Here is a 21,730-nt window from a genome sequence, read left to right as displayed (position 1 = left end):
TCGTAACTTCAACCTCTTTTTGAAACATTTGTTTTAAGTTGAATTATTTGAACAACATGAATACAATTACTGCCGCAATAACCGCCGTAGGCGCCTATGTTCCTGACTATGTTCTGTCTAATGAAGTTCTTGAGACTATGATAGATACGACAGATGAGTGGATTACCACCAGAACAGGAATCAAAGAAAGAAGAATTCTGAAAGAAAAAGGAAAAGGATCTTCTTATCTTGCTATCAAAGCAGCTCAAAACTTAATCGAAAAAACGGGTCTGGATCCAAAAACCATTGATTTGGTTATCTTGGCGTCAGCTACTCCGGATATGCCGGTAGCATCTACAGGTGTGTATGTGGCGAGTCAAATTGGTGCAACCAATGCCTATGCCTATGATTTACAAGCTGCCTGTTCGAGCTTCCTTTACGGAATGTCAAATGCCGCAGCCTACATTCAATCAGGTAGATATAAAAAAGTATTGCTAATTGGTGCCGATAAAATGTCATCAATTATTGATTATACAGACAGAGCAACCTGCATTATCTTTGGAGATGGTGCAGGTGCTGTTCTTTTTGAACCTAACTATGAAGGGTTTGGATTACAGGACGAAATTTTAAAAAGCGACGGAATCGGTCGTGATTACCTTAAAATTGATGCAGGTGGTTCTATTATGCCAGCTTCTAAAGATACCGTAGAAAACGGTTTGCATACCGTGTTCCAAGATGGAAAAACAGTATTCAAATACGCTGTTTCCGGTATGGCTGATGTGAGTGAACAAATCATGGAACGCAACGGTTTAACCGGAGATTCTGTGGATTGGTTGGTAGCACACCAAGCCAACAAGCGCATCATCGATGCTACTGCTCAACGTATGAATTTGGACGAAAACAAAGTCTTAATCAACATTCATCGTTACGGAAACACAACTTCGGGAACTTTACCGTTGTTATTGAGTGATTTCGAAAAACAATTAAAAAAAGGAGATAATCTTATATTTGCATCTTTCGGAGGTGGATTCACTTGGGGATCTATTTATCTGAAATGGGCTTATGATACTAAATAATAAACCAAAAATCGAATATCATGGATATTAGAGAAATTCAGAACTTAATTAAATTTGTAGCAAAATCAGGTGCTACTGAAGTAAAATTAGAGATGGATGATTTCAAAATCACTATCAAAACTACTGATGCTGGAGCAACTGAGCACACTTACATTCAACAAGTGCCTATGCAAGCTGCAATGCCTCAAGTACAAGCCGCAGCTCCTGTAGCTCCTGTAGCAGCTCAACCTACAGCAGCAACTCCTGTAGCTGATGCAGATGACAACGCGAAGTACATCACTGTGAAATCTCCAATGATCGGTACTTTCTACCGTAAACCATCTCCAGATAAACCTGTATTTGTTGAAGTAGGTTCGTCAATCGGTAAAGGTGATACGCTTTGTGTAATTGAAGCAATGAAATTATTCAACGAAATCGAAAGTGAAGTGTCTGGTAAAATCGTTAAGATCTTAGTAGATGATGCATCACCAGTAGAATTCGACCAACCATTATTCTTAGTAGACCCGTCATAATTTAATAAAATTCCAAGTAATTAAAATCCAAATTCCAATTTGGTTGGGATTTTGTTTTTGGGATTTGAAATTTTATTGTAAAGTTATGTTTAAAAAAATATTAATCGCAAACAGGGGAGAAATTGCACTTCGTGTAATTAGAACTTGTAAAGAAATGGGAATTAAAACCGTAGCGGTTTATTCTACAGCCGATGCAGAAAGTTTGCACGTCAAATTTGCTGATGAAGCAGTTTGTATCGGACCTGCACCAAGTAACTTGTCGTACTTGAAAATGTCTAACATTATCGCAGCTGCTGAAATTACTAATGCTGATGCAATTCATCCTGGTTACGGTTTCTTGTCTGAGAATGCTAAATTCTCTAAAATCTGTCAAGAACATGGTATCAAATTTATCGGGGCTTCTCCCGAAATGATTGATAAAATGGGGGATAAAGCAACTGCAAAAGCAACGATGAAAGCTGCTGGCGTTCCTTGTGTTCCTGGATCAGAGGGTATTTTAGCCTCTTTTGAAGAAGCTAAAAAAACAGCCAAAGAAATCGGGTACCCTGTTATGATGAAAGCTACTGCCGGTGGTGGTGGTAAAGGGATGCGCGCAATCTGGAAAGAAGAAGAGCTTGAAAAAGCTTGGGAAAGTGCTCGTATGGAAGCTGCTGCTGCTTTCGGAAATGACGGTATGTACATGGAAAAACTTATCGAAGAACCACGTCATATCGAAATTCAAGTAGTCGGAGATTCATTCGGTAAAGCATGTCACCTTTCGGAAAGAGATTGCTCTGTACAAAGAAGACACCAAAAATTAACTGAAGAAACACCTTCTCCTTTCATGACCGACGATTTACGTCACAGAATGGGTGAGGCTGCAGTTAAAGCGGCTGAGTTTATTAAATATGAAGGTGCGGGTACTGTTGAGTTCTTAGTGGACAAACACAGAAATTTCTACTTCATGGAGATGAATACGCGTATCCAAGTAGAACACCCAATCACTGAACAAGTAATCGACTACGATTTAATTCGTGAGCAAATTTTAGTTGCAGCGGGTGTGCCAATTTCTGGTAAAAACTATTTGCCGCAATTGCACTCTATCGAATGTCGTATCAATGCGGAAGATCCATACAACGATTTCCGTCCTTCTCCAGGTAAAATTACCGTTTTACATGCTCCAGGAGGTCACGGTGTGCGTTTGGATACTCACGTGTATGCAGGTTATACCATTCCACCTAATTATGACTCAATGATTGCGAAGTTGATCACAACTGCGCAAACGAGAGAAGAAGCTATTTCTAAAATGAAACGTGCTTTGGATGAGTTCGTAATCGAAGGTATCAAAACTACAATCCCTTTCCACAGACAATTAATGGACGAGGCTGATTATGTAGCTGGTAACTATACAACAAAATTCATGGAGTCTTTCGTCATGAAAGAACCTAAAAATTAATACCGAAGCCCTGATTGATCAGGGCTTTTTTTTTAAACCTATCCTCACTAATAAAGATCCGCCCACAACTCACAACTCATAACTCATAACCCCCTTTGGCACTATAATTGTTCGGTAATCGTCTTGTTAACCACTAAAACCATCAAGATGAATTCAACTACGGAAAGAGGATACGGAGCCCGCATCGGTAACGCTCAAAAACTGGTTCAGGCACTCGAAAGTTTCTCCAATTACCAATCTGTACAACCGGAACTGAGTATCGCCAAATTAAACGAACAAATTGCTGCAATCCACAAACTCAATAGCGAAGTGGCTTCTAAAAAACAAGCTTATTCACTGGCTGTCGAACACCGTCTCCAAATTCTGGAAAAAAGTCCAAACTCAATTAAAAAAGTGTTGTCACCCATTAATGCCAATGTAAAGGCTATTTATGGAAGAAGTGCCAAAGAAGCATTGCTTGTCGCGGGTATCATCGAAAAAATGAGAGGTGCTAATATAGCGAAGCCAAAAAATCCCGAAGTTGATACTGTAAGTCAATCCTATCAGTCTTATCATTCAAAAACGCAATTCTTTGCCGATTTAATAGCGAATATTTCTGACTTCGGTTCCGAATATAGCCCGGCTAATTCTAAACTTAATGTGATTTCTCTTCAAGCTTTATATAATGATGCTGTTGCTGCAAATAAAGGTGTGGTTGATTCTCATGTCCAATTTTCTTTAACTAACAGTAGAAGAATTGAGGCTTATTCAAATCTTTCCCATAGCGCCACAAGAATCAAGGAAAGTGTCAAGGCGCAGTATGGTACTCAGTCTGTGGAATACCGTTTAATTAAAAGTTTTTTTATTTAGCAAAACTTGCTGTCACGATTTGTGAATTGTATTTATTGTTAGACTTTATGCAGAGTTTGTTATGTCTTGTGTTAAGTTTGTTAGGCTTTGAGAAAAGCTTGTATTGTCTTCTGTAAAGTTTGTTAGGCTTTATGTAAACTTTGTTAGGCTTTGAATAAAGTTGGTTATGTCTTGTGTAATGTTTGTTAGGCTTTGTGCAGAGTTTGTTAAGCCTTGTGCAGAGTTTGTTATGTCTTCTGTAAAGTTTGTTAAGCCTCGAGCAGAATTTGTTGAGGCCAATGATTTAATTCCAAAGCATAAAAAAGCCTCTGTTTTACCAGAGGCTTTGTACTTGGGTTAACTATGTATTCCTCCAGAGGCTTCTATTCTTTGTCCATTAACCCATTTCGATTCATCAGAACAAAGGAATGCCACAACACCGCCAATGTCATCAGGCTGACCAACTCTTCCTAGTGGTGTCAAATTGCTGATCATCTGATTTAACTCTTTGTTTTCTCTTACGGCACCTCCACCAAAATCGGTTTCAATCGCGCCGGGTGCTACTGAATTGGAACGTATTTTTCTAGGGCCAAATTCAACGGCTTGGTAACGGATTAATCCGTCAATTGCGGCTTTCATAATAGCGTAAGCGGCATAACCGTTGTAGCTGAAGCGGGAAAGTCCCGATGAGGTATTCACAATGCTTCCTCCGTCATTTAATAATGAGGCTAATTTCTGGGTTAAGAAAAAAGGAGCTTTTAAATGAATGGTGCTCATAGCGTCAAATCCTTCTTCTGTTGTTTCAGCGATTGATGCATAATAACCTGAACCGGCATTATTGACCAAAGCGTCAAATTTTTCAGTTCCAAAATCATTGGAAAGGGTGTTTTTTAAACTGCCTGCAAAGGCATCAAATGAAGGGATGTTCGATAAATCCAATTGTAAAAGACTCGCTTTTCTTCCTAAAGAACGTAGTTCTGATACGGTTTTTTCTGCTTCTTCTTTCTGAGATTGATAGGTGATGATTACATCAAATCCTTTATGTGCAAGCTGCAAGGCAGAATTTTTTCCTAAACCACGGCTACCACCTGTAACCAATGCAATTTTATTGATACTGTTTGTCATTTTGATAGGTATTAAATTACAGTACAAAGTTGCATCGATTGTATTGATTCGTTGTTGCTCTAAACAATCTATCTTTTGTAAAAATCAAATAATTACCTTCTGAAAGCTAATGGGGATAATCCGGATTGTTTTTTGAAAAAGTTCGAAAAGTGTGCAACTTCTTCAAAACCCAAACAATTTGAAATCTCCGAAATGTTCCAGCTGGTGTTCTTTAATAATATTTTTGATTCTTGTAGTAGTCGCGAAGTAATGATTTCACTGGTGGTTTTTCCCGTTCTTTCTTTTAGGGTTTTGTTTAAATGATTAACATGTACGTTGAGTGTTTCGGCATAATCTTTCGGATTGCGCAAGAGTAAGGCTTGTGTGTTGGATTCAATCGGGAATTGTCTTTCCAATAATTCCAGAAACAATGAAGTGATTCGTGACGAGGCATTCATGGTATCAATTAACGAATCCATTGGCTTGAGTTTCTGTCCGTTGTGCAATAATTCAATCACATAGTTCCGCAATAAATCGTATTTAAATTGATAATCTGATTGAATCTCATGATGCATTTTCTCAAAAATAGTGGCAATTTCTTCGTATTGTCTTTCATTCAACTGAAAAATGAAATCGGTATTGGGTTGGTATATTGGTAGTTCGTCTAGTAATAAACCAGTTTTGGATTTGGTCATGAACTCTTCAGTGAAAACACAAAAATGGCCTTTTTGGTTGCTGTCATAAGGAGTGTAACGGTACGGAATCTTTGGAGTGGCGAATAAAATGGCAAACTGATCTATTTCAATAGTCTTGTCAGCGTATTCCACTTTGTTTTTTCCGTTGATCAAACTAATCTTGTAATAGGTTCTTCTATTGTAAGGCATGCTGGGTTTTGCTTTACAAGTATCATACATGTCGCTAATGTTGAAAACATTAAAATGACCTACATCTTTTTTGTCCATCTCTTCCACGTATTTGAGTACTTCCGGACAATAGTCTCCAAACATTTCGTCGTAAAATTCTTTTATGGTTGTTGTAGTCATAGGTTGTAAAATTCAAATAGTAAAGATAATAAAAATGTTACCTGCTCGACTAAATTGTGTTGCCTATCGGTATTTAGGATTTAGAATGAATTTTTTTATTTGCGCTTTTTTTGGGTTTGATGTTTGCGTTTTCAGCGCTTTAAAGAGTGTTATTTCTTCTTTTGTTAATATTTTTTTTGAAATCAGCACAATAAAAATTGTAAGAAATTACCAACAAATAATTTTATTTGACAAAGCGATTTGGATACATTTGAACAAATTTTAAATATAAAAAACATGAAAAAATTACTAATGATTGCGCTTGTGCTGAATCTGGTTTCCTGTTCTAATGATACAGATGAAACATCTTCAACTCAAGTAGCTGAGACAAAACCAAGTAGCTTCAATCCAAATCCAACTCCGGAAGATTACAGAAAAGCAAATTATCCAAATTTCATGAGCGATCTTTTAACTATGGAGCATGCAATTGAAGGAAAAAGCAATGCTCAAAGAGCGCCATGGGTTAATACCTATGTTCCGGATGCTGCTTTCAGAGCTAAATTGATAAGCTTGGGTGCAGCTACAGATACAAATACTACCGACAATTATGTGATGATTGATCAAGGTAGAGCTGGATTGAATCTGACAGGTGCTGGTATTAGTAATTTAACTGGAGTTAAAGCATTTACTTCGTTGGTGCAATTATCAGTTGGTTACAACAATCTAACGACTTTGGATGTGGCTGGAATGACCACTTTAGGCGTGCTTGAATGCAACAACAATTTGTTAACAACTCTGAATCTTAGTACCAATACTAATTTGTCTCAAATTTGGTGTAATAATAATCAATTGACTAGTCTGACAATTCCATCGGCTGTAAATACGCTTTGGGGTGTTTGGTGTTATGGAAATCAATTGACTACTCTAAATTTGAACGGTAATGTTAAAATCACTGATTTATTCATTCATTCGAATAAATTAACAGCTTTGAACTTTTCTACATTTAGCTTGTTGAAGCAAATTAATTGTTCTACAAACAGATGGACAACACTTAATTTTGACTCAAACCCGAAACTAACGTTTATGTATTGCACTGGTAATACCTTGTTGACTGATATTCGAATCAAAAACGGTTACAACCCTAATATTATAAATCCAAGTTTTATGAATAATACGAAAGCTCCTGCAATTCATGTAGATGATTTATTTTTGCCTAGCGCAAATACAGCTTGGCCTAACAAAGGGACGTCAAGTTATGTTTTGTAAATAAGTGATTTTATAAACAAAAAAACCATTCGTTTACGAATGGTTTTTTTGTTGCTACTTATAGCTTTAATTTAGTCGCGATTGTGAATTATTGTAAACATCATTTTATTTATAAGGTTTCTTTTAACCATTTGAAAAATTCACGTTGCCATACTAAAGCATTTTGAGGTTTCAATACCCAGTGATTTTCTTCCGGGAATAATAAAAATCTACTTTTTATTCCTTTTAACTGAGCGGCTTGGAAAGCTTCCTGACCTTGTCCGATAGGTACACGGTAATCTTTTCCGCCTTGGATAATCATAATAGGTGTATTCCAATTGTTAACCATGTTCATCGGGTTAAACTCATTGTAGGTTTTTTGGGCTGTTTTATTTTCTTTTTCCCAGTAAGCTCCTCCCGAATCCCAATTAGTAAAGAACACTTCTTCAGTGGTGCCGTACATACTTTGTGTGTTGAAGATTCCGCAGTGAGAGATGAATGTTTTAAATCTGTTTTTGTGGATACCCGCCAATTGAAATACAGAATAACCACCATAACTCGCGCCTACAGCTCCCAAACGGTTTTTGTCTACATACGATTCTTTGGCAACATCATCAATGGCTGCTAAATAATCATCCATCACCTGTCCGCCCCAGTCTCCTGAAATTTGCTCGTTCCATTGTACACCATGACCCGGCATTCCGCGGCGGTTTGGCGCTACTACGATATATCCTTGCGCGGCGATGGTTTGGAAATTCCAACGGAAAGAGTAGTATTGTGATAAGGCGCTTTGTGGTCCGCCTTGGCAGTATAATAATGCAGGATATTTTTTAGTAGCATCAAAATTTGGCGGTAAAATTACCCATACCAGCATTTTTTTGCCATCGGTAGTGGTTACATATCGTTTTTCCGTTTTGCTTAATGCTAGATTTTTGTAAGTTTCTGTATTGACATTGGTTAGCTGGTTCCAGGTTTTCTTTTTTAAATCATAGGAGAAAAGTTCTGAGGCGTGATTCATATCGTTTCGAGCCACAATTACTTTGTCAAGGTTGAAGCCAACAATTTCAGTAACATCAAATGTTCCATTCGTGATTTGCTTTACAGTTATTGCTATTCGGCTCAATCCCGGAAAATTAACCTCAAATAATTGTTTTGTTCCATCAACTGGTGCAATGAAATATACTTTTTTATTGTCAGGACTCCACTTGAAACTTTCTACAGTGCCATCCCATGCTGATGTTAGGTTCATGTCCATTCCTTTAAAACGAACAATGATATCGTTTTTGTCGGCTTCGTAACCGTCACGTTTCATTTGTAACCAAGTCAAATCGCCTTTAGGAGAAAATAAGGGATGTGTATCATATCCTAAATTTCCTTCGGTTAAATTCTTTGTCTCTTTAGTATCGATATTGTATTCGTACAAATCGGTGTTAGTGCTCGTTGCGTAGTCAGTGCCTGCTTTCTTTTTGCAAACATAAATGATGTTTTTGCTGTCAGGTGACCAAATGTAGTCTTCGTCTCCGCCAAATGGTTTTTGAGGTGAATCGAAAGCTTCGTTTGGCATAATGTCAACAGGAGGAGCTAATCGTACATTGGGTCCAGGAACGCCACTAAAAAAAACATGATTGTAAGTTCCGTCTCTCCATGTATCCCAATGACGGTAATCCAAACCATCGTAAACTTTTGCGTCCGACTTTGTTAGTTCCGGATACACATCTTTTCCTAGTACAGAATTTACTTTTACTTCTTGATGAGAAAGTAAGTAGAGTCCATCTGGCGAAATGTTTTTATCTTTTAGTAATTCCTTAGTATCTGTAACTTCAGTGGCTTTTCCTCCTGTTAAAGGAATGGTGTAGAATTTAGAATTGGATTTATTGTCTTCAACCGAAGGAGTGGCAACTTTGTATACAATGTTTTTTCCGTCTTTAGAAATTCCAAGTGCAGTTACACGGCCCAATTTCCAAAGCAATTCGGGTGACATAACTTCTTGTGCATTTGCTGATAATCCCATGATTCCAAGAGTTAAAATAAGCAGTTTTTTCATTTTTAATTTTTTTGAAAGTGTCGCTAAATTACTGAAATTTTATGACTGATGAATAATGACTATAAAAAAACGCCTTCGGTTAAGAAGGCGTCTTTAAGTTTGGTTTTATAATTTAGTTTTTGATAAAACGTTTGGTAGTTGAATTTCCGTTGTCAGAAATTTCCATAATGTAATTTCCATTTGTCAAACGAGAAACATCAATTGTTCCATTGTTGATTTTACCATCTAAAATAGTTTGTCCCATTACGTTATAAACTCTAAATGAAGCGTTTTCAGAAACTGAAGTTACATTTAAAATTGACGAAGTTGGGTTTGGATATAGTTTGATGTCATTAACCACAATGCTTTCGAAAGAATCTTCTTCTCTTGCTGCAGCAGTAATATTGATAGTGTAATCTTCTACTTGGCCATAAGAGAAAGCCTCACAAGAAGTTGGTACACCATTGTATTTCATTGAAACTCTCATTCTTGTAGCACCTAAAGTAGCTGTTGCTGGAATCGTGAAAGAACCTGAAACTGGAGTTGTTGTTGAAGCTGCTCTTGTCCAAACTGTTTCACCAGCATCTGTAAATACACCGTTTTGGTTGTAATCGATGAAAACGGCATACCCTTCAGCATAAGTTGAACCAGTCCATGTTGGAGTGATTGTGATAGTTTGTGAAGCACTTCTTGCTGCATTAGTAGAGATAGAAGTGAAGTTTTCATAACCAGCTGTTCCTGTAGATGCATTGTTGATAGATCCAATAGCAACTCTTCCGATTCTCTCGTCATTAGTATTGTTACCTTGAGAAGTACAGTATGTCAATGTTACAGATGAAGTAGTTACATTAACCGTGTTGCTTGCCGCAGAAACGTTACCAGCAGCATCTTTCGCTCTCACTGAGAATGTATATGCAGTTGCAGCGGTTAATCCTGTTACTGTATAAGAAGTTGTAGTTACAGAAGCTTTTAACGTTGCTCCTTGGTATACATCATATCCGGTAACACCAACATTGTCGGTTGAAGCCGTCCATGATAAGTTAGTGGATGAAGATGTAGTTCCAGAAGCGGTTAAGCTAGTTGGAGCTGTTGGAGCTGTTGTATCTGAAGTTCCAGCAGTGATGTTAATCGTGTAGTCTTCCACTTGACCGTATGAGAAAGCCTCACATGATGTTGGTACCGCATTGTATTTCATAGAAACTCTCATTCTTGTAGCACCTAAACTAGCAGAAGCAGGAATTGTAAATGAACCTGATACCGGAGTCGTTGTTGAAGCCGCTCTTGTCCAAACTGTTTCGCCAGCATCTGTAAATACTCCATTTTTATTGTAATCGATGAATACAGCATAGCCTTCAGCGTAAGTAGATGAAGTCCATGAAGGAGTAATTGTGATAGTTTGTGATGAATTTTGAGCTGCAGAAGTTGATAATGAAGTGAAATTCTCATAACCAGCAGTTCCAGTTGAAGGATTGTTGATCGAACCGATTGCAACTCTTCCTATTTTTTCATCAGCTGTGCTATTGCCTTGTGATGCACAATAGGTAATGGTTACAGCTGAAGTAGTTACGTTAACCGAGTTGCTCGCTGTCGAAACGTTACCAGCAGCATCTTTTGCTCTTACAGAGAAAGTATACGCAGTTGAAGCCGCTAATCCTGTTACATTGTAAGTAGTCGAAGCAGTTGTTCCTATTACAGTGGCACCTTGGTATACATCATATCCTGTAACACCAACATTGTCAGTTGAAGCTGTCCATGATAAATTTGTTGAAGACGATGTAGTTCCTGAAGCAGCCAAGTTGGTTGGAGCTGTTGGAGCAGTCGTATCAACAACCGGTGCTAATGTTGTAACATTAACTGTATTGCTTGCCGTTGAAACATTTCCAGCAGCATCTTTTGCTCTTACAGAGAAAGTATACGCAGTTGAAGCAGTTAATCCTGTTACATTGTAAGTGGTCGAAGCGGTTGTTCCGATTACAGTAGCGCCTTGGTATACATCATATCCTGCCACACCTACGTTGTCAGTAGAAGCAGTCCATGATAAGTTGGTAGTGGTTTGTGTAGTTCCAGAAGCAGTCAAGCTAGTTGGAGCTGATGGAGCTGTATTGTCAATTGTTCCTGCAGTAATTGTAAAGTTAGTGTTTGAAACATCAAAGAAAATATGATTGGTTCCTTTTACCATTAATCGTGCAGAAGTAGTTGCTGTGTTAGGAATAGTTACTGCTTGCGTTCCGTCGTTTGGAGTTGCAGCTAAAACTGTTGACCAAGTATTTCCACCATCAGTAGAGATTAAAATATCCACGTTAGCACAGTTAACACCGTTTGCAGTGGTACCAGCTACATTCCAAGTAACAGTTTGTGATGATCCACCTGCATAAGAAACTGCAGTATTTGGTGCTGTTACAGCGAATGGTCCTGCAGTCGCATTTACAGTTACCACCATATCGTCAGAATTGTTGGCAGAACCACCAGCTCTATTATCACGAACGGTTAATCTGAAGTTCATTGTTCTGGCAACAGAAGGTACTGCTTCTACAGTGATTTCCGCTCCAGCAGTCGTTGTTGCACCTGTTAATACAGAAGCCATTCTAGGGAAATATCTCACAGAAGAAGTGCTAGAAGGATACGATCTGAAAGTAGGTCCTGAAGTTTTTGTTGCGCTTGCAGCAGAACTTGCTCCTGTTTGTGAACTAGATGCATTATCAAATTGCTCCCAGTTGTAGGTTAAAGCATCGCCGTTAGCATCCGTTCCTGTGCCTGTTAACATGAAAGGAGTGCTTTTTGGAATCGTATAATCAACACCAGCATTTGCAGTTGGAACTGCGTTTCCTGTTGCTGTATTGGTTTGACATGTTTTAGTCTTGATGTTATTCGTAACTTGTTGGATACTGAATGCATGGAAATATGCATCCGAATGCGGTTGTACGTCTTGAGATGTAATACCGGCATACCCCATGATTGATGAACCTGAACCGGGTTCCATGTTAGCGCCCGTTCCTTCGTTACCGTGAGAGAAAGTATGGTTGGCGCCAAATTGGTGACCTAATTCGTGAGCAACATAATCGATGTCAAAATTATCTCCGGAAGGAATACCATCACTAGGTGAAGTATATCCAGACCCTTTTTGACCATTAACGCAGACACATCCAATACATCCCGCGTTTCCACCACCACCTGAAGCACCAAATAAGTGACCAACGTCATAATTAGCTTCTCCAATTACAGAAGTTAGGGTATTTTGTAATTCTGAGTTCCATGCCCCTCCAGCTCCTGAAGATGCCGCTGAGTAAGGGTCAGTTGAAGCGTTAGTATAAATTACTGCATCATTGTTTGCGACTAAAACCATTCTTACAGAAAAATCTTTTTCGAAAACACCGTTAACACGAGTCATAGTGTTGTTGATGGCAGCTAAAGCCTGTGCTTTAGTGCCTCCGAAGTAAGCGGTATATTCGCCGGTTACCGACATGGCTAAACGGAATGTTCTTAAAGTCGAATCGTCTGCATTTGGGCGTAAGTTAGCGCCGCCATTCGTTACACGAGGCTCGATTCGGTCAATTACTTTACACTCAAAAGGTGAAAGATCTGCTTTTTTGTCTGCTTTTTTGTAAACGGTATAAGTTCTTAAGTCGGCAGAAAGTGGTTCGATAAATGATGCTGATTTGTCAGCATTAATTGTCATCGATTTAAAACCTAATGGTGACATGCTGAAATAGGCAGTCGAAGTTGGGTTGTCGATACCAATTCCAATATAGGATTTGATTTCTGGATATTTTGCTGCTAATGCAGGATCCATAATAGAATTTTCATAGATACTGAAACGCTCCAATTGTCCTTCAGCATTAGGAAGTGCGATGATATTTGTAGCTTTAGTTGTGCTTGATCTGCGAGGTGATTTTGCTAAAGCAGTTTGTAGAGAAGTTACATCCAATTCAAAGAGATTCTTCTCCGGAAGTTGCATTCTTTTTTCAAGTTGAACTTTGCCAGAACTTGTGGTTTTTCTCCAAAGGGAGCCATCCTGTGCGAAAGCAAAACTTGTAACCGCTAATAACATAACGGAAAGTAGTTTGGTTTTCATAATGTTGGTTTTTTAGTTGATTTTGGATGCGAATATATTTATATTTTTTTAATTATTTAACAATTTTATACCGCAAAAAGTAAAAATATAACAACGAAATGCTTAAAATGGTAGAAATAAAATTATGAAAACCTTAATATTATTGGGTTTTGCGTGGTTTTAGAAATAAAAAAACCACTTCTTTAGAAGTGGTTGATTATTAGGTTTTTAATCAGAATTACATTGCTTTGACAACAAAGTAATTTTTCTTGCCTCTTTGCAATAAAACAAATTGGTTGTTGATTAAATCGTTAGTTGAAATGGTATATTCTTCGGTAACTTTTTCCTTGTTTACTGAAATTGAATTTTCAGTTAGTGCGCGTCGTGCTTCTCCGTTGGATTTTAAAAATCCGGTTTTGGTATTTAATACATCAACGATATTGATTCCAGCTTTAATTTCTTCTAGTGAAACTTCAGCTTGTGGAACTCCGTCAAAAACTTCAAGGAACGTTTCACTATCTAATCCTTTTAAATCATCAGATGTTGAATTTCCGAATAAAATATTAGAAGCTGCTATAGCTTTGTCTAAAGCATCTTTGCTATGAACGAAAATAGTTACTTCTTCAGCTAATTTACGCTGTAAAACACGTAAGTGTGGTGCTTCAGCGTGTTCTTTAATTAATGTATCGATTGTTTCTTTATTCAAGAAAGTGAAAATCTTAATATATTTTTCCGCATCCACATCCGTAGTATTCAACCAAAATTGATAGAATTTGTAAACGGAAGTTTTGTCAGCAGTCAACCAAACATTTCCTCCTTCCGATTTACCAAATTTAGATCCGTCCGCTTTTGTGATTAATGGACATGTCATAGCAAACGCCTTGTTGTTTCCTTCCGGATTCATACGGCGGACTAATTCTGTTCCAGTTGTAATGTTACCCCATTGGTCACTTCCTCCCATTTGTAATAAACAGTTGTGTGATTTGTGCAAATGGTAGAAATCATATCCTTGAATCAATTGGTAGGTGAATTCAGTAAAAGACATTCCTTCTCCAGTCTCGCCTGATAGACGTTTTTTAACCGAATCTTTGGCCATCATATAGTTAACGGTGATTCGTTTTCCTACGTTACGCGCAAAATCAATGAATGAGAATGTTTTCATCCAATCATAATTGTTGACTAAAACTGGAGCATTGGCTTCATTCGAATTGAAATCAAGGAATTTGGATAAGACGTTTTTAATTCCTTCCACATTTTTAGCCAACGTTTCTTCGTCCAATAAGTTTCTTTCGTCACTTTTTCCTGAAGGATCACCAATCATTCCTGTTGCACCACCTACTAAAGCAATAGGCTTGTGCCCGAATTTATTCAAATGAACCAATAAAATAATTGGAACCAAACTTCCAATATGTAATGAATCCGATGTTGGATCAAATCCGATATATGTTGCAGTGCTTTCTTTTAACAATTGTTCTTCAGTTCCCGGCATCATATCGTGTACCAGTCCACGCCATTGTAATTCAGCAATTAAGTTTTCCATTATTATAAAATTTTCGCAAAGATAATAGATTAGAATTACAAGATAAAAGAGATTTGAAGATATATAAGGCGGTTCTGTTTAAAATGTTTTTGGAATCCATTTGCCTTAATTTCAGTATGTCTTTTTGTCTTTGATTCAAATTTCTATCTTTGGAATATGATTTTAGTCACAGGAGCAACAGGATTAGTAGGTTCGCATTTGCTTTTGCATTTGGCCTCACAAAAGCAACATGTTAAAGCACTCTTTAGAAAAGAAGAATCGAAAAAGCAAGTTTTAAAGGTTTTTGAGTACAATCAAAAAGCTGAATTGTTTGATGAAATTCAATGGATTTCGGCGGATATTCTTGATGTTCCTTCATTGGAATTGGCCTTTGAAGGTGTTGCAATAGTTTATCATTGTGCAGCTTTGATTTCTTTTGATCCAAAGGATGAAGAGAAATTACGAAAAAATAATATCGAAGGGACAGCCAATGTAGTTAATCTGTGTATTGATTTTGGGATTCAAAGATTGTGCTATGTAAGTTCGATTGCTGCTTTGGGCGATTTGAAAGATTTTGAAAAAGTAATTACCGAAGAAACGGAATGGAACCCTGAAACGCAACACAGTGATTATGCGATTTCAAAGTATGGAGCCGAAATGGAGGTTTGGCGAGGTCATCAGGAAGGTTTGGAAGTTGTTGTAGTTAATCCTGGCGTAATTTTAGGGCCGACTTTCTGGATTGAAGGAAGCGGAGAAATTTATCAAAAAGTAAAAAATGGTTTGCCTTTTTATACAAAAGGAGGAACAGGATTTGTTTCGGTAACCGATGTGGTAAAAGCAATGTTTGAATTGATGCAGATTAGAGTTACAGGTGAACGTTTTGTTTTGGTTTCCGAAACCTTAACGTATCAGGAAGTGACAGCTTTAATTGCGAATAAACTACAAGTCAGTCTGCCTAAAATTCATGCTAAACGATGGATGACAAGTATTGCTTGGCGATTGGATTATGTTTTGGGGTTATTTGGCAAGAAGAGAGTATTGTCTAAAGATATGGCAAGAACACTGCACACGGTTGATTTTTATGATAGTTCTAAAGTAAAAACAGCTATCGGGATAGAATTTGAAACCATTTCGGAATATATAAAAAAATAAGATGAACTTACAACCTACGACTTTGGAAACGGAAATGGTTCGCCTAGTTCCTTTACAGTTGACTGATTTTGAGGCTTTGTTTAGTTGTGCTGCCAATCCGGAGGTGTGGGAACAGCATCCGAATAAGGATCGCTACAAGCGAGAAGTTTTTGAGAATTTCTTCCAGGGTGCTATGGAAAGTAATGGCGCTTTTAAGATTGTTGATGTTGTTTCAGAAACGATTTTGGGTAGTACTAGATTTTATGATTATGATTCTGAGATGAATGTTGTTTTGATTGGCTATACTTTTTATGCTAAAGAGTATTGGGGTAAAGGCATTAATCCGATTGTAAAAAAAATAATGTTGGATTATGCTTTTCAGTTTGTAGAAGCAGTACACTTTCACATTGGCGAAAATAATATTCGTTCTCAAATTGCCATACAAAGGATTGGAGCGAAAAAAATAAGTGAAAAATTAATTGAGTATTACGGTGAACCTGAAAAACTCAATTTTATTTATGAAATTAAAAAAGAAGATTGGATTTAATTTGTCGATTTGATTTTTGAAGACTTTGCAATAGAATCTTTTTTCTTTTTTTGCATTGCTTCATTTTCTTTTTTTACAATTTCTTTAGCTGCTTTTTTTTCTTCTTCCAAACGTTCGATTACTTTGCCGAACATACTCATATAGTTTTGTACATCAGCGGAATAATAGCGATTGCTTTTTACAAACTGTAGACTGTCAATTTTGTATTTCTGATAAATGTAGGTTTTAGCATCGACTCCGTTTTTCTTCATTTCTTTAGGGCTGTGACCTTTCAATGCTTGTAATAAAGCCAAATCATATAATATGTTTTCCATGGTTTCCTCTTCAATAAGGTTTTCAGGTTTTTCAACCTCAATACTGTTTGAACAAGATGCCAGCAAGACTATTGTGATGCAAAACAATATTTTTTTCATGATCTATCGATTAAAAGCTAAACGTTTTCCTTTGTTGATTTCTTTGACTTCTTGGTTTTCAAATACCAAAGTTCCGTTGACAAAGGTATGGGTTATTTTTGAACTGAAAGTGGTTCCTTCTAATGGAGACCAACCACAATGGTATAAAATGTTTTCTTTTGCTACTGTCCAAAGTGAATTTGGATCAACGATGGCTAAATCAGCATAAAAGCCTTCTTTAATGAATCCACGGCGGTCTATTTTGAAAATTTTAGCAGGATTATGTGCCATTTTTTCAACGATTTTCTCTACCGAGATTTTACCTTGTTTGTTGGCTTCAAACATCGCAACCACAGCATGTTGTACTAATGGTCCGCCGGAAGGGGCTGATGTGTAAGGGTTGGCTTTTTCTTCTAATGTATGTGGAGCATGGTCAGTAGCAATTACGTCAATTCGGTCATCTAGTAATGCTTTCCATAATCCGTCTTTGTCTTTCTGGGTTTTTACTGCCGGATTCCATTTAATGAGTGAGCCTTTGGTTTTGTAATCTTCATCGGTAAACCAAAGATGATGAACGCAAACTTCTGCTGTAATTTGTTTTTCTTCCAGCGGAATGTCATTCCTGAATAATTCCGTTTCTTTGGCAGTTGAAAGATGAAAAATATGCAAGCGTGCGCCTGTTTTTTTAGCTAATTCGATTGCTTTCGAAGAAGAAAGATAACACGCTTCTTCGCTTCTGATCAAATGATGGAACTCCATCGGGATGTCATCACCATATTTTTCTTTGTACTCCGCTAAATTATTTTTAATCGTGGTTTCATCTTCACAATGCACCGCGATGAGCATTTTTGTATTAGAGAATATGTTGGTTAGCACTTCTTCTCTGTCAACCAGCATGTTGCCAGTAGAAGAGCCTAAGAAAATTTTAATTCCGGCTACATTTTTCGGATTGGTTTTTAAAACTTCTTCCAAATTATCATTCGTGGCGCCCATCATAAAAGAATAATTGGCATAAGATGTCTCAGAAGCAATTTGGTATTTTTGCTCTAAAATTTCTTGGGTAACAGCATTGGGAACTGTATTGGGTTGTTCAATGAAAGAAGTGATACCTCCAGCCACTGCAGCGCGTGATTCGGAAGCGATATTTCCTTTGTGGGTTAGTCCTGGTTCGCGAAAATGGACTTGATCATCAATAGCTCCAGGAATTAGATAATTGCCTTTTGCATCTATGATTTCGCAATTTGCAGGAATGTTGAGGTTCTTGCCTATCTGTTTGATGAATTCATTTTCAATTAAAACTTCGCCTTCGGTTATTTTTCCTTCGTTAACAATTTTTGCGTTTTTAATTAAAATCGAGTTCATAGTTGTGTGTTATAATCGGTTGAATATTTTTCGGATACGTAGCATGATAACGCCCAAAATAGCCTCGCGGATAATGGCGCCGCTCATTTTTGATTCACCTTTAGTTCTGTCGGTAAAAATAATGGGAACTTCAACGATTTTGAAATGATTGACAAAAGTGCGGTACTTCATTTCAATTTGGAAAGCGTAGCCAGTGAATTTTAGTCGGTCCAAATTAATTTTTTCCAAAACCTGTCTTTGGTAGCAAACAAAACCTGCAGTGGCATCCTGAATTTGCATACCGGTAATCATACGTACATATACAGATGCAAAGTAAGACATTAATACCCGGTTTAATGGCCAGTTAACTACATTAACTCCAGTAATGTATCGAGAGCCGATTGACATTCCGGCGTTTTCGATTTTACAGGCATTGTATAATTTCTCTAAATCATTTGGGTTGTGAGAGAAATCAGCATCCATTTCAAAGATATATTCATAGTGATGTTGGATTGCCCATTTGAAACCATGAACGTAGGCAGTGCCTAAACCAGCTTTTCCTTGTCTTTTTTCTAAATGCAGCGCATCAGGATATTCCTGTTGAAGTTCAACGACCTTGTCAGCAGTGCCATCAGGAGAATTATCGTCTACAATTAAAACGTCAAATTTTTTCGGTAATGAAAAAACGGCACGAATAATAGTTTCAATGTTTTCTATCTCGTTATAAGTAGGTATAATGACAATTCCGTCTTGCATGGTGTTAAAATCTGATGCAAAAATAAACTTTTTAGGTTATGTGTTTCTTAAATAATTTATAATTCAGCATTACGATTAAAAAATTTGTAATTTTGCGCCATGGGAAAATACGAATTGATTCCGCGAATTGTCGAAAACAAAGACTGGATAACAATAGTTTTTATTGTTACTATAGGAATTGTTGTGATAACCAGAGCGGCTTTCGAAAATCGATTCAGTGATTTTGTCAGTCTGCTGGTCAATAATAAATACCTTAAAGTGTATAAAGATACCAGTAACTTGATGAGTTGGTTTACCATTTTGCTGTTTTTTGTGCAGTTGGTTTCTTTCTCTTTTTTTATTTTGTTAGTCTTGAGTTATTTTGGGTATACCACTAAGACCAACTGGATTAGCTTTATTCAAATTTTTACTTTTCTGAGTTTCTTTGTCTTGTCTAAATTTTTGATCGAGAAAATTATAGCCGCTTCTTTTAATATTGAAAGCTTTATTGAGCAGTTCAATTTGTTCAAAGTGAGCTATCGAACCTATGTAGGGTTGTTGTTGTTGCCAATTAACATTTTGCTCTTTTATACTAATTTAATGAATTCTTATGTGATTCTTGGTGTTTTAGTTATATTATTGATAACTAACTCGGTAACTTACCTCGTTTCGTTAAGAAATTATCAAAATTTGCTTTTGAGTAAGTTGTTTTATTTTATTTTATATATTTGCGCTCTTGAAATTGCTCCCTATTACTTTATGTATTATGCAATTACAAACCGATAACAGATTTAGGCATGTCTAATATGAAAGTGAAAACGATTTTAGTATCGCAACCTGAACCCAAAGTTGATAACTCGCCTTATTTTGATTTACAAAATAAGCACAAAATAAAAGTTGACTTTAGACCTTTTATACACGTAGAAGGAGTTCCGGCCAAAGAGGTTCGCGCTCAGAAAATTGATTTGAACAACTTTACTGCGATTATTTTAACGAGTAAAAATTCCGTTGACCATTTTTTCAGAGTGGCAGAGGAAATGCGTTACAAAGTTCCTGAAGATTTACGCTATTTTTGTCAGAGTGAAGCGATTGCTTATTACCTGCAAAAATATGTAGTGTACAGAAAACGTAAGATATATGTTGGGCAAAAAGATTTTGCTGATATGTCTGCGCTTTTCAAAAAGTACAAAGAGGAAAAATTCTTGTTGCCTGCATCTGATCAATTGAATGCAGATATTCCGCAAACATTAAATAACTTGAAACTGGATTGGACTCCGGGAACTTTTTACAAAACTGTAATGAGTGATTTGTCTGATTTGAAAGATGTGTACTATGATGTATTGGCATTTTTTAGTCCGACAGGAATTAAATCATTGTTTAAAAATTTCCCTGACTTTCAACAAAACAATACTCGTATAGCGGTATTTGGAAGTACAACACAAAAAGAAGCATTAGAGCATGGTTTACGAGTGGATATAATGGCACCAACGCCTGAAGCTCCATCCATGACGATGGCTCTAGAAAAATATGTTGCCGAAGTAAATAAAGGTAAATAAAGAAAGTCCCGATTATATCGGGATTTTTTTATGCTTTTTCTTTATTTTTACGCATCAAATAAAAATACAATGTCTGCTAACGGAACAATTACCACAACCATCGATAAAGCTATAGCTACAATAACTTTTGCTCATCCGGCAAGTAATTCATTTCCCAGTTCGCAATTGAAAGAATTGACGGAGCAGTTGGATGTTTTAAGTGAAAATGATGCTATTTCTGTTATTGTCCTTCAAAGTGCTGGAGAAGGGGCTTTTTGTGCAGGAGCTTCTTTTGACGAATTGCTTTCTATTCGTAATTTAGAAGATGGGACAGTCTTTTTTAGTGGTTTTGCCAATGTGATTAACGCGATGCGCCGATGTAAAAAAATAATCGTGGGAAGAATTCAAGGGAAAGCTGTAGGAGGAGGAGTGGGTTTGGCTTCTGCTTGTGATTATACTTTTGCAGTCGATAATGCAGCTGTAAAACTTTCAGAAATTGCTATCGGAATCGGTCCGTTCGTAATTGAACCAGCAGTTTCTAGGAAGATTGGTAAAACAGCAATGTCGCAAATGACGTTACAGCCTTCGGAATGGAAAAGTGCACAGTGGGCCTATCAAAATGGGTTATATTCCGAATTGTTTTCTACGGTTGTTGAGATGGATGAAGCTTTGCATGCTTATGTTCTCAAATTAAGTTCCTATAATCCAGAAGCTTTGTTGGAAATGAAAAAAGTCTTGTGGGAAGGAACCGAAAATTGGGGAACGCTTTTGTATGAAAGAGCGGCAATTTCAGGTAAATTGGTGTTAAGTGACTTTACAGTAAATGCATTAAATCAATTCAAGAAACAATAATTAAAAGTCGGGTTTGCGACGAGAATTCTTGATTTCGGCATTCGTTTTCTTTTCTTTCAGTCTTTTTTCTTTGACTGATTTTGGAATTTTAGTTTCTTTTCTGGTTTTGGGTTTCAGTAATGTTTTCTCTAGTAGTTCAAAAAGTTTTTTTGTGACTATTTCTTTATTTTTTAGCTGACTTCGGTCTTCTTCACAAGTTAACAGCAGTATGTTTTCCTGGTTTAACTTTTTGCTTAATTTGTTAAGTAGCCATTCTTTTTCTTCGTCAGTTAACCCTTTGGAATTGAGTAATTCGAAGAACAGAATGACTTTGCTTGAAACTTTGTTGACATTTTGACCACCTGCTCCACTGCTTCTAACAGCTTTGTATTGTAGTTCTGAAAGGATTGTCTCTTTTTCCACG

General features: G+C 37.0%; 19 protein-coding genes. 10 read left to right on the top strand and 9 right to left on the bottom strand.

What is annotated here, in order from left to right; genetic code table 11:
* The first annotated feature begins 56 nt into the window (after positions 1-56).
* The 4 genes from ACFO7M_RS03180 to ACFO7M_RS03165 all read left to right on the top strand — a co-directional run bounded on the left by ACFO7M_RS03180 (position 57) and on the right by ACFO7M_RS03165 (position 3,851).
* Positions 57-1,055 (top strand): beta-ketoacyl-ACP synthase III, encoded by a 999-nt coding sequence (locus tag ACFO7M_RS03180; RefSeq protein ID WP_379718169.1) that lies wholly within the window; start codon positions 57-59, stop codon positions 1,053-1,055.
* A 20-nt stretch (positions 1,056-1,075) separates the two neighbouring features.
* Positions 1,076-1,567 (top strand): acetyl-CoA carboxylase biotin carboxyl carrier protein, encoded by a 492-nt coding sequence (gene accB, locus ACFO7M_RS03175; protein ID WP_379733984.1) that lies wholly within the window; start codon positions 1,076-1,078, stop codon positions 1,565-1,567.
* A gap of 85 nt (positions 1,568-1,652) precedes the next feature.
* On the top strand, positions 1,653-3,002 hold the full coding sequence (gene accC, locus ACFO7M_RS03170; protein WP_379718173.1) for an acetyl-CoA carboxylase biotin carboxylase subunit: 1,350 nt from the start codon (positions 1,653-1,655) through the stop codon (positions 3,000-3,002).
* Positions 3,003-3,149: 147 nt separating this feature from the next.
* A complete protein-coding gene (locus ACFO7M_RS03165) occupies positions 3,150-3,851 on the top strand; it encodes a hypothetical protein (RefSeq protein ID WP_379733982.1) in 702 nt (233 codons plus the stop codon).
* Between the two features lie 336 nt (positions 3,852-4,187).
* On the opposite strand, the gene ACFO7M_RS03160 is transcribed toward ACFO7M_RS03165, so the two are convergent.
* Both ACFO7M_RS03160 and ACFO7M_RS03155 read right to left on the bottom strand, forming a co-directional pair.
* Positions 4,188-4,955: an SDR family NAD(P)-dependent oxidoreductase gene (locus ACFO7M_RS03160; RefSeq protein WP_379733980.1), complete on the bottom strand. Its 768-nt coding sequence runs from the start codon at positions 4,953-4,955 to the stop codon at positions 4,188-4,190.
* A gap of 92 nt (positions 4,956-5,047) precedes the next feature.
* Positions 5,048-5,977: a helix-turn-helix domain-containing protein gene (locus ACFO7M_RS03155; RefSeq protein ID WP_379718179.1), complete on the bottom strand. Its 930-nt coding sequence runs from the start codon at positions 5,975-5,977 to the stop codon at positions 5,048-5,050.
* Positions 5,978-6,253: 276 nt separating this feature from the next.
* Here ACFO7M_RS03155 and ACFO7M_RS03150 point away from each other — a divergent pair, with 276 nt between their 5' ends.
* On the top strand, positions 6,254-7,222 hold the full coding sequence (locus ACFO7M_RS03150; RefSeq protein WP_379718181.1) for a hypothetical protein: 969 nt from the start codon (positions 6,254-6,256) through the stop codon (positions 7,220-7,222).
* A gap of 109 nt (positions 7,223-7,331) precedes the next feature.
* Here ACFO7M_RS03150 and ACFO7M_RS03145 read toward each other — a convergent pair whose 3' ends face one another.
* From ACFO7M_RS03145 to tyrS, 3 genes are all read right to left on the bottom strand, one after another.
* Positions 7,332-9,245, bottom strand: a complete 1,914-nt coding sequence (locus tag ACFO7M_RS03145) for a S9 family peptidase (RefSeq protein ID WP_379733978.1) — start codon at positions 9,243-9,245, stop codon at positions 7,332-7,334.
* A 112-nt stretch (positions 9,246-9,357) separates the two neighbouring features.
* The gene (locus tag ACFO7M_RS03140; RefSeq protein WP_379733976.1) at positions 9,358-13,296 is read right to left on the bottom strand and encodes a reprolysin-like metallopeptidase; all 3,939 of its coding nucleotides are present in this window, start codon (positions 13,294-13,296) and stop codon (positions 9,358-9,360) included.
* A gap of 217 nt (positions 13,297-13,513) precedes the next feature.
* Positions 13,514-14,815 carry a tyrosine--tRNA ligase gene (tyrS, locus tag ACFO7M_RS03135; protein ID WP_379718187.1) on the bottom strand — a complete coding sequence of 434 codons (1,302 nt, stop codon included), beginning with the start codon at positions 14,813-14,815 and terminating at the stop codon, positions 13,514-13,516.
* Between the two features lie 156 nt (positions 14,816-14,971).
* Between tyrS and ACFO7M_RS03130 the strand changes: the two genes are divergently transcribed.
* Together ACFO7M_RS03130 and ACFO7M_RS03125 are read left to right on the top strand one after the other, a co-directional pair.
* A complete protein-coding gene (locus tag ACFO7M_RS03130) occupies positions 14,972-15,946 on the top strand; it encodes an NAD-dependent epimerase/dehydratase family protein (RefSeq protein ID WP_379718189.1) in 975 nt (324 codons plus the stop codon).
* Between the two features lies 1 nt (position 15,947).
* Complete coding sequence (locus ACFO7M_RS03125) at positions 15,948-16,472, top strand: GNAT family N-acetyltransferase (protein WP_379718191.1); 525 nt, start codon at positions 15,948-15,950, stop codon at positions 16,470-16,472.
* Here ACFO7M_RS03125 and ACFO7M_RS03120 read toward each other — a convergent pair.
* The 3 genes from ACFO7M_RS03120 to ACFO7M_RS03110 are packed head-to-tail and all read right to left on the bottom strand — an operon-like array spanning position 16,469 to position 18,961.
* Positions 16,469-16,885 (bottom strand): DUF4296 domain-containing protein, encoded by a 417-nt coding sequence (locus ACFO7M_RS03120; protein ID WP_379718193.1) that lies wholly within the window; start codon positions 16,883-16,885, stop codon positions 16,469-16,471. The two genes, ACFO7M_RS03125 and ACFO7M_RS03120, sit on opposite strands and share 4 nt — an antisense overlap.
* A 3-nt stretch (positions 16,886-16,888) precedes the next feature.
* Positions 16,889-18,226, bottom strand: a complete 1,338-nt coding sequence (locus tag ACFO7M_RS03115; RefSeq protein ID WP_379733974.1) for a dihydroorotase — start codon at positions 18,224-18,226, stop codon at positions 16,889-16,891.
* Between the two features lie 9 nt (positions 18,227-18,235).
* Entirely contained in the window at positions 18,236-18,961 is a 726-nt protein-coding gene (locus tag ACFO7M_RS03110) for a polyprenol monophosphomannose synthase (protein WP_379718197.1), read from the bottom strand.
* 99 nt (positions 18,962-19,060) lie between these two features.
* Between ACFO7M_RS03110 and ACFO7M_RS03105 the strand changes: the two genes are divergently transcribed.
* The 3 genes from ACFO7M_RS03105 to ACFO7M_RS03095 all read left to right on the top strand — a co-directional run bounded on the left by ACFO7M_RS03105 (position 19,061) and on the right by ACFO7M_RS03095 (position 21,327).
* A complete protein-coding gene (locus tag ACFO7M_RS03105) occupies positions 19,061-19,726 on the top strand; it encodes a DUF4271 domain-containing protein (RefSeq protein ID WP_379718199.1) in 666 nt (221 codons plus the stop codon).
* A gap of 20 nt (positions 19,727-19,746) precedes the next feature.
* On the top strand, positions 19,747-20,496 hold the full coding sequence (locus tag ACFO7M_RS03100; RefSeq protein ID WP_379719033.1) for a uroporphyrinogen-III synthase: 750 nt from the start codon (positions 19,747-19,749) through the stop codon (positions 20,494-20,496).
* A 69-nt stretch (positions 20,497-20,565) separates the two neighbouring features.
* Positions 20,566-21,327: an enoyl-CoA hydratase/isomerase family protein gene (locus tag ACFO7M_RS03095; RefSeq protein ID WP_379718201.1), complete on the top strand. Its 762-nt coding sequence runs from the start codon at positions 20,566-20,568 to the stop codon at positions 21,325-21,327.
* Here the strand turns inward: ACFO7M_RS03095 and arfB are convergent, their stop codons facing one another.
* A complete protein-coding gene (gene arfB / locus ACFO7M_RS03090) occupies positions 21,328-21,729 on the bottom strand; it encodes an alternative ribosome rescue aminoacyl-tRNA hydrolase ArfB (protein ID WP_379718203.1) in 402 nt (133 codons plus the stop codon).
* Position 21,730: the final 1 nt, after the last annotated feature.

Source organism: Flavobacterium sp. GCM10023249 (assembly GCF_042653365.1).
Taxonomy (GTDB): Bacteria; Bacteroidota; Bacteroidia; order Flavobacteriales; family Flavobacteriaceae; genus Flavobacterium.
Note: the sequence above shows the minus strand (reverse complement) of the source record. Positions and strands in the feature narration are given on the sequence as shown.

Excerpts from the sequence above, each read along its gene's own strand:
- ACFO7M_RS03115 (WP_379733974.1), bottom strand. The coding sequence starts at position 18,226 with ATGAACTCGATTTTAATTAAAAACGCAAAAATTGTTAACGAAGGAAAA.
- ACFO7M_RS03155 (WP_379718179.1), bottom strand. The coding sequence starts at position 5,977 with ATGACTACAACAACCATAAAAGAATTTTACGACGAAATGTTTGGAGAC.
- tyrS (WP_379718187.1), bottom strand. The coding sequence starts at position 14,815 with ATGGAAAACTTAATTGCTGAATTACAATGGCGTGGACTGGTACACGAT.
- ACFO7M_RS03110 (WP_379718197.1), bottom strand. The coding sequence starts at position 18,961 with ATGCAAGACGGAATTGTCATTATACCTACTTATAACGAGATAGAAAAC.
- ACFO7M_RS03140 (WP_379733976.1), bottom strand. The coding sequence starts at position 13,296 with ATGAAAACCAAACTACTTTCCGTTATGTTATTAGCGGTTACAAGTTTT.
- ACFO7M_RS03180 (WP_379718169.1), top strand. The coding sequence starts at position 57 with ATGAATACAATTACTGCCGCAATAACCGCCGTAGGCGCCTATGTTCCT.
- ACFO7M_RS03150 (WP_379718181.1), top strand. The coding sequence starts at position 6,254 with ATGAAAAAATTACTAATGATTGCGCTTGTGCTGAATCTGGTTTCCTGT.
- ACFO7M_RS03125 (WP_379718191.1), top strand. The coding sequence starts at position 15,948 with ATGAACTTACAACCTACGACTTTGGAAACGGAAATGGTTCGCCTAGTT.
- accB (WP_379733984.1), top strand. The coding sequence starts at position 1,076 with ATGGATATTAGAGAAATTCAGAACTTAATTAAATTTGTAGCAAAATCA.
- ACFO7M_RS03095 (WP_379718201.1), top strand. The coding sequence starts at position 20,566 with ATGTCTGCTAACGGAACAATTACCACAACCATCGATAAAGCTATAGCT.
- ACFO7M_RS03120 (WP_379718193.1), bottom strand. The coding sequence starts at position 16,885 with ATGAAAAAAATATTGTTTTGCATCACAATAGTCTTGCTGGCATCTTGT.
- accC (WP_379718173.1), top strand. The coding sequence starts at position 1,653 with ATGTTTAAAAAAATATTAATCGCAAACAGGGGAGAAATTGCACTTCGT.
- ACFO7M_RS03100 (WP_379719033.1), top strand. The coding sequence starts at position 19,747 with ATGAAAGTGAAAACGATTTTAGTATCGCAACCTGAACCCAAAGTTGAT.
- ACFO7M_RS03105 (WP_379718199.1), top strand. The coding sequence starts at position 19,061 with ATGGGAAAATACGAATTGATTCCGCGAATTGTCGAAAACAAAGACTGG.
- ACFO7M_RS03130 (WP_379718189.1), top strand. The coding sequence starts at position 14,972 with ATGATTTTAGTCACAGGAGCAACAGGATTAGTAGGTTCGCATTTGCTT.
- ACFO7M_RS03145 (WP_379733978.1), bottom strand. The coding sequence starts at position 9,245 with ATGAAAAAACTGCTTATTTTAACTCTTGGAATCATGGGATTATCAGCA.
- ACFO7M_RS03160 (WP_379733980.1), bottom strand. The coding sequence starts at position 4,955 with ATGACAAACAGTATCAATAAAATTGCATTGGTTACAGGTGGTAGCCGT.
- ACFO7M_RS03165 (WP_379733982.1), top strand. The coding sequence starts at position 3,150 with ATGAATTCAACTACGGAAAGAGGATACGGAGCCCGCATCGGTAACGCT.